The organism is Lactococcus sp. FSL W8-0209 (genome assembly GCF_038006585.1).
Taxonomy (GTDB): domain Bacteria; phylum Bacillota; class Bacilli; order Lactobacillales; family Streptococcaceae; genus Lactococcus; species Lactococcus lactis.
Genome location: NZ_JBBOVN010000001.1, coordinates 313570 through 325875, shown reverse-complemented (window position 1 = coordinate 325875; position 12306 = coordinate 313570). Strand labels below are relative to the sequence as shown.

The 12306-nt window shown below is 36.9% G+C and carries 11 protein-coding genes and 1 other annotated feature; of the genes, 8 read left to right on the top strand and 3 right to left on the bottom strand.

Annotated elements, in window-relative coordinates:
• Positions 1-217: 217 nt before the first annotated feature.
• Both MKX45_RS01655 and MKX45_RS01650 read right to left on the bottom strand, forming a co-directional pair.
• Positions 218-1531, bottom strand: a complete 1314-nt coding sequence (locus MKX45_RS01655; protein ID WP_340816732.1) for an APC family permease — start codon at positions 1529-1531, stop codon at positions 218-220.
• A gap of 160 nt (positions 1532-1691) precedes the next feature.
• Positions 1692-2129, bottom strand: a complete 438-nt coding sequence (locus tag MKX45_RS01650; RefSeq protein ID WP_003132235.1) for an OsmC family protein — start codon at positions 2127-2129, stop codon at positions 1692-1694.
• A 162-nt stretch (positions 2130-2291) separates the two neighbouring features.
• Positions 2292-2526: a binding site (T-box leader), on the top strand.
• Positions 2527-2630: 104 nt separating this feature from the next.
• Between MKX45_RS01650 and trpS the strand changes: the two genes are divergently transcribed.
• The 8 genes from trpS (at position 2631) to lpdA (ending at position 11951) form a co-directional block, all read left to right on the top strand.
• Positions 2631-3656, top strand: coding sequence for a tryptophan--tRNA ligase (gene trpS, locus MKX45_RS01645; RefSeq protein ID WP_057719871.1), 1026 nt, complete (start codon positions 2631-2633; stop codon positions 3654-3656).
• A gap of 116 nt (positions 3657-3772) precedes the next feature.
• Positions 3773-4423: an HD domain-containing protein gene (locus MKX45_RS01640; RefSeq protein WP_014570331.1), complete on the top strand. Its 651-nt coding sequence runs from the start codon at positions 3773-3775 to the stop codon at positions 4421-4423.
• Positions 4424-4505: 82 nt separating this feature from the next.
• On the top strand, positions 4506-5351 hold the full coding sequence (locus tag MKX45_RS01635; RefSeq protein ID WP_340816731.1) for a glycerophosphodiester phosphodiesterase: 846 nt from the start codon (positions 4506-4508) through the stop codon (positions 5349-5351).
• A 199-nt stretch (positions 5352-5550) separates the two neighbouring features.
• Positions 5551-6552, top strand: a complete 1002-nt coding sequence (locus MKX45_RS01630; RefSeq protein ID WP_010905078.1) for a lipoate--protein ligase — start codon at positions 5551-5553, stop codon at positions 6550-6552.
• Between the two features lie 88 nt (positions 6553-6640).
• Positions 6641-7765: a thiamine pyrophosphate-dependent dehydrogenase E1 component subunit alpha gene (locus tag MKX45_RS01625; RefSeq protein WP_010905077.1), complete on the top strand. Its 1125-nt coding sequence runs from the start codon at positions 6641-6643 to the stop codon at positions 7763-7765.
• 2 nt (positions 7766-7767) lie between these two features.
• The gene (locus tag MKX45_RS01620) at positions 7768-8748 is read left to right on the top strand and encodes an alpha-ketoacid dehydrogenase subunit beta (protein ID WP_057719875.1); all 981 of its coding nucleotides are present in this window, start codon (positions 7768-7770) and stop codon (positions 8746-8748) included.
• A complete protein-coding gene (locus MKX45_RS01615) occupies positions 8741-10339 on the top strand; it encodes a 2-oxo acid dehydrogenase subunit E2 (protein WP_128267422.1) in 1599 nt (532 codons plus the stop codon). The genes MKX45_RS01620 and MKX45_RS01615 overlap by 8 nt, the downstream gene beginning before the upstream one ends.
• A 193-nt stretch (positions 10340-10532) precedes the next feature.
• Complete coding sequence (gene lpdA, locus MKX45_RS01610) at positions 10533-11951, top strand: dihydrolipoyl dehydrogenase (protein WP_010905074.1); 1419 nt, start codon at positions 10533-10535, stop codon at positions 11949-11951.
• Positions 11952-12021: 70 nt separating this feature from the next.
• Here the strand turns inward: lpdA and MKX45_RS01605 are convergent, their stop codons facing one another.
• Positions 12022-12195, bottom strand: a complete 174-nt coding sequence (locus MKX45_RS01605; protein ID WP_223247194.1) for a helix-turn-helix domain-containing protein — start codon at positions 12193-12195, stop codon at positions 12022-12024.
• Between the last annotated feature and the right edge of the window lie 111 nt (positions 12196-12306).

Sequence of the window (12306 nt, the reverse complement as noted above, 5' to 3'; positions counted from 1 at the left end):
TTCATTTTTGTCCTTAATGAAAAAAACTAAAACTAGTCCAATTATTAAAGCAGTAAAACTAGCATTTTGTATTGAATGACTGGGGATGAATTGCAAAATTAGACCAATTATTAAAAAAATACTGCTCAACAACTAAAATGCATATTCTTTTTTTTCATATTTTTCTCCTTATTTTACTGACAGCTTTCTTCAGTAAAATAAAATATCTAAAAATTACTTACAAACGTTTAACAGTATTGACATCTGCTCCTTTTGACTTTTCTTGGTGTTCTTTGAGCCATTTTTCACGTTCATCATCATCTAATTTAACGACAAAATAAATCATAACAAGTAATATCAAGATTCCTAATCCTAAAATTAGGACGGATAAAGTAAAGCTTGTCAGTAAAACCAATGAAAAGAGAACCGAACCAATTCCAATCAAAAGGAATTTTTTCTTAATGTTAGCAAGTCCAGTTGATAAATATTGAACAAAACTCATAAAGACAGTCAGGCCACTCAGAAAAACATAATTTCCACTCAAAAAGAGAGCTATCCCACAAACTGTCGTCAAAATAATCGCCCAAGTGGGGGTTCCAAAGCGATTATTTTTAGAAACAAACATAGGCACATCTTCATGAGCCTGAGCCAAACTGGCTAAAATTGTTGGTGTATTAAAAGTGGTCGCAACAATAACACCAAAAATTGAAAAACATATTCCGACAACAAAGAGCGGAATTCCAATGTTACCTACGATTTTACTAAAAGCTGTTGCCGCAGGTACAAGTGTTTTAGTCAGCTCTGGCCCCAATGCCCCAATGGTAATGGTTTGAATAATCAGATAAACAGCCAAACAGGTTAACATGACAAGGGACATCATTTTTGGTAAATTTTTTGCTGGATTTTTCATTTTTTCAGCATTCACCGGTAGAAATGAAAAGCCAGTGAAGAAAAAGAACACAGTACCATAAGCTGACAGAAATCCTTTAAAGCCACCTAAATTTGCTGACGAAGCTGTCAGTAAATTTGGACTTGAAAAATTAAGACCACGTACCAACCATAGACAAGTAAAAATAAAAACAAGAATTAAGACAATTTTCACAAAAGAAGTCAGATTGTCTAAACCAGCAATAATTGAACTCCCAAAATAGGAGATGATTCCTAGGGCTAAAATAATAATGATACCAATTAACCGACTATTAAGATTTGGAAGAATCATTTTCATTGCTGTCAGTAAAGCCGAAACCTCTGTAGCTAGTGTCACTGTACCTAGCAACCATGTCACCATTCCCACAATAAAGCCTGGAAAACGCCCAAAAGTTTCTTTAGCATAAACAAAAGCTCCACCATTTTTTGAATAAATTTTACTCATGTTGGCATAAGCAAAAGCAATCACAAAAATCGATAAACCAGCACATAAAATAGCCAGTAAACTCCAAATTCCTGCATCTTCATAAATTTTGCCAGAAAGTAAGAAAATTCCTGAACCAATAATGGAATTCACACCCAACAGAAAAATGGCTGCCGGTGATAATAATTTATTTTCTTTCATTGAAACCTCACTTATTTTAATTAAGTTAGGACTTTATTAAATTTATTGTTAGTTAAATTATATCAGAAAGGCCTTATTTTTAGTCATTATTTTACCAGTTTATGCAAAAAACTAAGCTATTCATTGATAACTTAGTTTTTATTTTATTCTATAAAATAAACTAGCCTAAAGTCGCTTCAAGTTCAATATCAACTCCTGACAGAGCCTTAGATACTGGACAGCTTTCCTTTACTACTTTGGCAATTTCTTGAAAATCAGCTTCAGAAAGTTCTGGTACCACTGAACGATTAGTCAATTTAATTTTTGTAATCGCTGGACCATCTGCTGTTGCTTCAAAAGTAACATCTGCCGTTGTGTCAATAGAAGTTGCTACTAAGCCTTTTTGTCCTAAAACCATTGAGAATGCCATACTAAAACAGGCTGCATGAGCAGCTCCCAAAAGTTCTTCTGGTGTGGTAATATGAGCTTGACTTTCTGAACGTGCTTTGAAATTATAGGGAGTTTCTGTAAAAATTTGAGAACTTTCAGCAGAAATTGTGCCAAAGCCGTTTTCTAAAGTGTCCTCCCAATGTGCTGATGCTGTAGAGATATTTTTCATTTTTTTCCTCCTTAATAGAACTGTGCAATTGCTTTATGAATTGAATACTTAAGTTGTATTTGTAATTCTCTCTTGTAATTTGAGTATATCTTTTTGCAATTGTGAATTCAAGCAAATTGATTTTCTACTTTTTAAAGTTTGACAGTTCATTACAAAAAGTGTAAAATTTAAAACAACAAGAAAGTAACTTTGATTTTGAAATCTTTAGGAAGTTGGTGGTTGTGCAAACCAACGTTTTCAGCAAAGTGAATGGGCTTGTGATTAACTAATAAATTTGATTTAAAAAAATAAAGAATCACGGCCGCTTCCGTTACAGAGCAACTTGTTTTTTGACAAGTTCTAAGAAAATCATTTGATTTTAAATTTACGGTGGCACCGCGCTCAAAGCGCCCGTAGGACTTTTTATAGTTCTATGGGTGCTTTTTTTATTTTTTATTTAGTGTAAACCAGTTTACACTCTTCAATAATCAACCTAATCCAAACACACATAAGGAGAACAAAATGACAAAACCAACTATTTTAACTGGAGACCGTCCAACAGGAAAACTTCACATCGGCCACTATGTAGGCTCTTTGCAAAATCGTGTCAAAATGCAAAATGAAGATAAATACAATATGTTTGTCTTTTTAGCTGACCAACAAGCTTTAACTGACCATGCAAAAGAACCTGAACTCATTCGTCAATCTGTCGGTGATGTTGCCCTTGACTACTTAGCAGCAGGACTTGACCCTGAAAAATCAACCATTTTCATTCAAAGTCAAATTCCTGAACTAGCTGAACTCTCAATGTATTATATGAATTTAGTTTCACTTGCCCGCCTTGAACGCAATCCTACTGTAAAAACAGAGATTGCACAAAAAGCTTTTGGTGAATCAATCCCTGCCGGCTTTTTAGTGTATCCAGTTTCTCAAGCTGCTGATATTACTGCTTTTAAAGCCACTCATGTTCCAGTCGGAAATGATCAAAAACCAATGATTGAACAAACACGAGAAATTGTTCGCTCATTTAATAATGCTTATCACACAGATGTTTTAGTTGAACCAGAAGGAATTTACCCTGAAAATGAAGCTGCTGGTCGTTTACCTGGACTTGACGGAAATGCCAAAATGTCTAAATCTCTTGGAAACGGAATTTTCCTTGCTGATGACATGGACACACTCAAGAAAAAAGTGATGTCAATGTATACTGACCCTGACCATATCAAAGTTGAAGATCCTGGTAAAATTGAAGGAAACATGGTTTTCCATTATCTTGACGTTTTTGGTAAAGCTGAAGATGCAGAGCAAATTGCTGAAATGAAAGCCCAATATCAAGCGGGTGGTCTTGGTGATGTGAAAACAAAACGTTTCCTTCTTGATGTTCTTGACCGCGAACTTTCACCAATCCGTGAACGTCGTATTGAGTTTGCAAAAAATATGGACTACATTTACGATATGCTTAAAGCAGGCTCACTTAAGGCCCAAGCTGTAGCCAGTCAAACTCTCGATGAAGTCAAGTCTGCAATGGGAATCAACTATTTCAAATAATTCATTTTCAAATTTCACTTCCTTAGCCTTACTAATCTTGAGGATTTACTAGTTTACACTATTTGCTTTTAGTTGACACTAGTGTAAACTCAAGTCATTTATTTTGGAGATTTAACTTGATTGATTTAAAGAAAATTAAAAGATTTGCTCAAGAAATTCATGATAAAAATAATGATGGACATGGCTTTGACCATATTGAACGGGTCGTTGCTCTTGCTCAAAAAATTTTACTGACAGAGCCGTCAGCAAATCAAGAACTTGTTCTAGCAACTTGTTATTTACATGATACTTATGATGAAAAATTAACAGATGATGTTCCTAAACAAAAAGCTAAAGTTGCGCAATTTTTAAATGAGCTTAAAATTGATAAAAAGCTCATTGATGAACTTTTTATGATTATTGACAACATGAGTTTTTCAAGTAATTTAATCGAGAGAAAAACACTCTCTTTGAATGGACAAATTGTGCAAGATGCTGACCGCCTTGATGCAATGGGAGCTTGGGGAATTGTAAGGACACTTGAATATGGTTGGGCAAAAAATCGAGTCTTTTATGACCCAAATCTGCCACCTTTAGATTACAATTCTAAAGAAGACTATCATAGTCAAAAAAATAACTCCACACTCAATCATTTTTATGAAAAATTATTTTTGTTAAAAGATTTATTAAATACAACCGAAGGAAAAAGACTAGGCGAAAAGCGTGATAAAATAATGCACCTTTTTGTCAGCCAAATCGAAGAAGAATACAAGGAAACTCATCTTTAATTTTTACTGACAGACCCTATCAGTGCTTCTTTTTTATGGCCTTGTCAGTAAAAATCATTCCCAAATCGAAAGGAAGTGACTAATGTCCGGCTTCACAAAAATAGTTTTTAAACTTCATGATTTTCTTGACAGAAATAAAATCAAAAACAATTTGAAATTCAAGCCAAGCCTCACTTCTAAAACATTGGTTTTTGCTCATCGTGGTTCTAAATCCAACTGTCCAGAAAATACATTGGCCGCTTTTCATGAAGCTGTTCGTGTCCATGCTGACGGAATTGAGCTTGATGTCCACTTATCACTCGATAATGAATTAATTGTTATTCACGATGAGAAAATTGACCGGACAACAAATAGTAAAGGTCTTGTCAAAAATATGAATGCTATAGATTTAAAGAAATTTGATGCTGGTTCTTGGTTCAATCCAAAATTTACTGACGAAAAAATTCCAACTTTGTCAGAGGTTTTAAAATTACTTACAGACCTATCATTTACTGGTTATTTAAATATCGAAATTAAAACTGATAAATTTGACTATCCCGGAATTGAAAAAAAACTCTCAGACTTAATGACAGAAACTAAATGGCCCTTTAGCTATATTTATAGTTCGTTTAATTTCGATTCATTAAAAAAAATACACACTTTTGATTCAAAGGCTGAGGTTAATTATCTGACAAAAAATCTTTTGACCCTAAAAAGTCATTATAAAGGCAGCTCAACAGATTTTATTTCAGGAATTCATCCCCGAAGAACCTACGCCTTCAAGCACCCACTTCTTCTCAAAAGTTCAAAAAGACCCCTTCGTCTTTGGACAGTTAATCAAGAAACAGAAATACGACAAGCTTTTCAACAACATGTAGCTGGAATCATCACCGATTTTCCGGAACGTGCCCTCGAAATTCGTCGAGAAATCCAAGACCAGTCAAAATAGACTGGTCTTTTTTTCATCTATCACAAATGATATCTATTTCACAATATTTTGAGGTGAAAATCACATAGTACAGTAATTGTAAGCGTAAAACATTTCTCTTTACATTTTGTTTCACAAAGGGTATAATTAAATCGTGCGTGTTATTTTATCAAACTTGTTTGACAAAATAAGCACAAGGATTTGGAAGGGATGCATAAACATGCAATTTATTAACTATCTAGGTCAAGACGCTTACACAAATATCGCGATGGACAGCTGGCTACTTTATCACCTAAAACCAACTGAGCCTGTTTTTGCTTTATGGCAAAATAAACGTGCAGTTATTGTGGGGCGCAACCAAAACACTTTTGCTGAAGTGAATCAAGACTACATTGACAGTCATGATGTTCAAGTTGTTCGTCGAGTATCTGGCGGTGGTGCAGTTTATCATGATGAAGGAAACATCTGTTTCACCTTTTTTGTTCCTGTCGAAAATTCTGGCTCTGTCAACTTTAAAAAATTTGTTCAACCGATGTATGAAGCACTCCATGCTGTTGGAATCAAAGCTGAAATCACTGGACGCAATGACCTTGAAGTTGAGGGTAAAAAGATTTCGGGAAATGCCCAACGCTATGCCGGAGGTTATTTGATGCATCACGGAACCCTCCTTTGGGACACTGATGTTGAAGCAATGATTCGTTCTCTCAATGTTTCTGATGAAAAATTTGTCAGTAAAGCAGCTAAATCAGTTCGCGCTCGTGTGGGAAATATCAAAGATTTTGCCCCTGAGGACTTAACCTTAGATAGTTTTATTGACGCATTAAAATACTATCTCACAGACGAAGGAAAAGATGGTGAATTAGTTTTAACTGATGACCAACTTAGCTCAATCAAAAAAATACGAGATGAGCAATTTGCGACTTGGGATTGGAATTATGGCGAATCACCAAAATTCTCCTTCCAAAATCACGCTAAATTTACCGGCGGAGCTATTGATATTCAAGTCAATGTCGAAAATGGTAAAATCACTGAAATTAATTTCCAAGGAGATTTCTTAGGCGTTCGAGATTGGCGAGATATCAAAGAGCAATTTATTGGTCTTGAATTTGAACCTTCAGCAATTCTTGAAGTCCTTGAAACAAATAAAGAAGGACAATATTTTGGAACAATTCAAAATACTGAACTTTCTGAAATGTTCAAAGCTGACTACCGAACAGATTAAGTTATTTCACAAGCATAACCTTAGGAAATTTCTCCAAAAAATGATAAATTTCTAATTATAGACACATAAAATAGAAAGGGAATCTATTATGTCAAATTCAGAACAAATCTTAGATTTCAAAGCGCAGCTAGAACTGCAAGACACTACATTTCCAATGCTTCAAATTCTTAACGAAGAAGGAAAAATTGTTGACGAAGATGGTCTTAAACGTGCAGGACTTTCTGATGAAAAACTCGTTGAACTCTTTAAAAGTATGCTTTTTGCACGTCAAGTTGACATTCGTTCAATGAAATTAGCTAAACAAGGACGTATGGGATTCTTTGGACCTCACGCTGGTCAAGAAGCTTCTCAAATGGCCTCATCATTCGCTTTCACTGACGAAGACTGGCTCTTCCCAGGTTACCGTGACTTGCCACAAATTTACGCAAAAGGTTGGCCAATTTGGAAAGGTCTTCTTTGGTCTCGTGGACATCAACTTGGTAATGAGTACACTACCGATGATGGTAAACCTGTAAACTCATGGTTCCCACAAATTATCATTGGTGCTCAATACGTTGAAGCTGCTGGTGTCGCACTCGGACTCAAAAAACGTAAAAAAGATGCTGTAGCTTTCGTTTACACTGGTGATGGTGGTTCTTCACAAGGTGATACTTATGAAGGAATTAACTTTGCTGGAGCTTATAAAGCCCCACTTGTTGCCTTTATCCAAAATAACGGCTATGCAATTTCGACGCCTCGTAGTCTCCAAAGTGCTGCTCCTCATTTAGCTGCTAAAGGTTGGGCCGCAGGTGCTCCTTCTATCGTAGTTGATGGAATGGACGCGATTGCCATGTATCTTGCTTCTAAAGAAGCTCGTGCTTGGGCAGTAGCTGGAAATGGTCCAGTTGTTATTGAAGCAATTACAAACCGTTTAGAACCACACTCAACAGCTGGTGATGACCCACTTCGCTATCGTACTAAAGAAGATATTGAAGCTTGGTGGAAAAAAGAACCTCTCGTTCGCATGCGTAATTTCCTGACTGAAAAAGGACTTTGGGATACAGAGAAAGAGGAAGCTTATATTGCTGAACTTGATGCAGGTATTGATGCCGACATTAAGAAAGCCAACAATGTTGAAAAACAAAAAATTTCTAGCTTCATTAAAAATACACTTGAAGTGCCAAGCCAAGCAATGGCAGAACAAATTGCAAAATTTGAAAGCGAGGGCAAATAAGAATGGCAGTAAAAACTTATATTGCAGCAATTACAGAAGCGCTTGATTTGGCGCTTGAAAAAGATAAAGATGCACTCATTTTTGGTGAAGACGTTGGACAAAATGGTGGGGTTTTCCGTGCTACTGATGGTCTGCAAGCAAAATATGGAGAAGATCGTGTTTTCAATACGCCACTTGCTGAATCAGGAATTGGTGGAATGGCAATTGGTCTTGCAACACAAGGTTTCCACCCCATTATGGAAATCCAATTCGGAACCTTTATCTTTGAAGTTTTCGACTCAATTGCTGGACAAATGAGCCGGACACGTTATCGTTTTAATAACACACGTTCAAATAATATTGTCGTGCGTACACCTTACGGAATCGGAACTAAAACGCCTGAAATGCACGCGGATTCAATTGAAGGGCTATTTTCACAAATCCCCGGAATTCGTGTTGTAATGCCTTCAAATCCAGCTGATGCTAAAGGATTATTGCTGGCTTCAATTGAAAATAACGACCCTGTTATTTTCCTTGAAAACCTTCACCTTTATCGCTCGCTTAAAGGTGAAGTTCCTGAAGGTTACTATACTACACCACTTGATACTGCTGCAGTCGCTAAAGAAGGATCTGATGTTTCAATCATTGCTTATGGTGGAACAGTTCCACTTGCTCTTAAAGCTGCTGAACAACTCGAAAAAGATGGAATTAAAGCTGAAGTCCTTGACCTCAGAACAGTTGCTCCTCTTGATATTGCGTCAATTGGTAAAACAGTTGAAAAAACTGGACGTGTGGTCGTTGTTCAAGAAGCTCAACGTACAGCCGGTATCGCAGCGAATGTCATGGCCGAAATTTCAGAACGTTTTGTTTTGAACCTTAAAGCGCCAATTGGACGTGTTAGTGGTCCTGACTCAATTTTCCCATTTGCACAAGCAGAAAATGACTGGGCAGTTAAAGCTGAAGATATTGTGAATAAAGTTAAAGAGGTGGTTGACTATGACTGAGATTTTTAAAATGCCTGATATTGGCGAAGGAATGCACGAAGGAGACATTGCCAACTGGTTAGTTAAAGTTGGAGATGTTGTTAAAGAAGATGACCCAATTGCTGAAGTACAAAATGATAAACTTATGCAAGAAATTCTCTCTCCTTATTCTGGTACCGTAACAAAACTTTTCGTTGAAGCTGGAACAACCGTAGAAGTTGATTCTCCTTTGGTTGAGTTTGATGGTGACGGTTCAGGCTCTTCTGCAGCTGCTCCTGCTGCTCAAGAAACAGCTGGTTCTGATACTGCTACAACTGATTCACCTTCTGAAGAAGCTCAAATCTTCACGATGCCTGATATTGGTGAAGGAATGCATGAAGGAGATATCGCCAACTGGTTAGTTAAAGTTGGAGACGAAATTAAAGAAGATGATCCTGTTGCAGAGGTTCAAAATGATAAACTCATGCAAGAAATTCTTTCTCCATATTCTGGAAAAGTCACTAAACTTTTCGTTGAAGCTGGAACAACTGTAGAAGTTGGGGCTCCTTTGATTGAGTACAATGGAAATGGGGCTGCTCCAGCAGCTGCTAGTCCTGCTCCAGTCGCAGAAGCACCTAAAGCACCTAAAGCAGCTACTCCTGCAAATGCTCCATTGACTAAAACAACTTCTACTGGTCACATTCTTGCGATGCCTTCTGTTCGTCATTATGCACGCAAGGCTGGTATTGATTTAAGTCAAGTTCCTGCAACTGGTCGTCACGGTCACACAACGTTGGCCGATGTTAAAGCTTTTGAATCTGGCAGTGCCGCTCCTATCGCTCAAACAGCACCAGAAGCTGCTCCAGCACCTAAGGCTGATAAACCAGCTGCTCCTGTTGCTGAAAAAGCGCCAAGCGTTAAAGCAGGGGCTGGTGATCGACGTGAAGCAATGAATCCAACTCGTAAAGTTGTTTCTAAAGTCATGACTGCTCAACATACACACATTCCACCAGTAACAAACTTTGACCAAGTTGAAGTTTCTAAACTCGTGAAACATCGTGCTGTCTTTAAAGAAATTGCTGCAAAACAAGATATTAAATTAACTTATCTTGCTTATGTTGCTAAAGCTTTGGCTACTACTGCTCATAAATTCCCAGATATCAATGCTTCTGTTGACTATGAAAAACAAGAAATTGTTTATCATGAACATGTCAACCTTGGAATCGCTGTAAATGCTCCAACTGGTTTGTACGTTCCAGTGATTCATGAAGCTGAAACTAAATCAATTCTTGAGATTGCTAAAGAAATCGCTGAATTAGCTACTGCTACACGAGAAGGAACACTTAAACCTCAACAAATGCAAGGTTCAACAATTACAATTTCAAATATTGGATCTGCTCGTGGTTCTTGGTTTACACCAATCATTAATGGTTCTGATGTCGTAATTTTAGGACTGGGTTCAATCGTTAAAGAACCAATTGTTAATGGTGAAGGCGAAATCGTTGTGGGACAAAACATGAAATTGTCTATGACTTATGACCACCGTTTGATTGATGGGATGTTGGGTCAAACATCACTTAACTACTTGAAATCTCTATTGGCTGACCCTGAGTTCATGCTTATGGAAATCTAATAGGCTGTAATAAATGGTGCTAAAGCATCTATTTATTACAGGCGAGTCCCCTAGGGGATACTCGCTAATTGTCTTATTAGTAAAGGAACGGAAAAATATTGTTTTCGTTTCTTTCTGTCATAGATTTAAAAAACTAGTTTACAGTATTGTAAATTCAAGTTGACACTAATGTTTACAAGAAAGAGGATATATTATGGTTGTTGGTGCACAAGCAACAGAAGTTGATTTGGTTGTTATTGGTTCAGGCCCTGGTGGTTATGTTGCAGCCATCCGTGCGGCTGAACTTGGTAAAAAAGTTACAATTATTGAAAAAGATAATGTTGGTGGGGTTTGTTTAAATATTGGTTGTATCCCATCAAAAGCATTGATTAATATTGGTCATCATTACCAAGAATCTTTGGAGGAAGAAAAAGGAGAAAATCCTTTTGGTCTTTCTGTCGGAAATGTTAAATTAAACTGGGAATCTGCCCAAAAATGGAAACAAGATAAAGTTGTCAACCAGTTGACAGGTGGCGTTAAAATGCTACTTAAAAAACACAAAGTTGACGTGATTCAAGGAACTGCAGAATTTATTGATAACAATACAATAAATGTTGAACAAGAAGATGGGTTCCAACTTTTGCAATTTAATGATGTGATTATCTCAACTGGTTCACGTCCTATCGAAATTCCTTCTTTCCCATTTGGTGGTCGCATTATTGACTCTACTGGTGCTTTGTCACTTCCAGAAGTTCCTAAACATTTGATTATTGTTGGGGGAGGAGTTATTGGTTCTGAGCTTGGTGGAGCTTACCGTATGCTCGGTTCTAAGATTACAATTGTTGAAGGTTTGGACCACATTTTAAACGGTTTTGATAAAGAAATGTCTGATATCATTGCTAATCGCGTTAAATCTGCTGGTTCTGAAATTTTTACTTCAGCAATGGCTAAATCAGCTACTCAAACTGACAAAGATGTAACATTAACTTTTGAAGTTGATGGAAAAGAACAAACAGTGACTGGTGATTACTTACTCGTTTCTGTTGGACGTCGTCCAAATACTGATTTAATCGGCTTGAACAACACTGATGTTAAATTGACTGACCGTGGTTTGATTGAAGTTGACGATTCTTATGCAACTAATGTTCCTCACATTTATGCAATCGGTGATGTGGTTCCTGGTCCAATGCTCGCTCACAAAGCTTCTTTCCAAGCTAAAGTTGCTGCTGCTGCGATTGCTGGAGCTGAGGACGACGTGGACTTACACGTTGCTTTGCCTGCTGTAGCTTATACAACAACTGAATTGGCAACAGTTGGAGAAACGCCTGAATCAGTTAAAGACCGTAAAGATGTTAAAATTTCTAAGTTCCCATTTGCTGCAAATGGCCGTGCCATTTCAATGAATGATACCACTGGTTTCTTACGTTTGATTACTGAAACTAAAGAAGGGGCCTTAATCGGTGCTCAAATCGTTGGCCCTGGTGCATCTGACTTGATTTCTGGTTTGTCACTAGCGATTGAAAATGGATTGACTTCTAAAGACATTTCATTGACTATCCAACCTCACCCAACACTTGGTGAAGCGATTATGGATACAGCTGAATTGGCTGATGGCTTACCAATTCACGTTTAATAAAATTAAAAATCACTGACAGATTTGTCAGTGATTTTTTCTATGGATAAATTTACTAACGGAAAATCTGTCAGTAAATTTTTGTAAGTGTGATATCAGATTCACCAAGTTCAAAACGTGAAACTTGTTGCTTTGAAGTAATAAAATTTGGTGAATTCTCATAATCTCCTGCAACTTTGGCTAATGACAAATTTTTCATTTCGCGAATTTCACGAAAAACTCTTCCCCATGATTTTGAGTCCATAAATTATCCTCATTTTTTACTGACAGAAATATTTAGAGGTTTCTGTCAGTAATTTTAAGTTTTCCACTGTGGATAAATTTACTGACAGAACTTCTAGCGACTTATCCACAG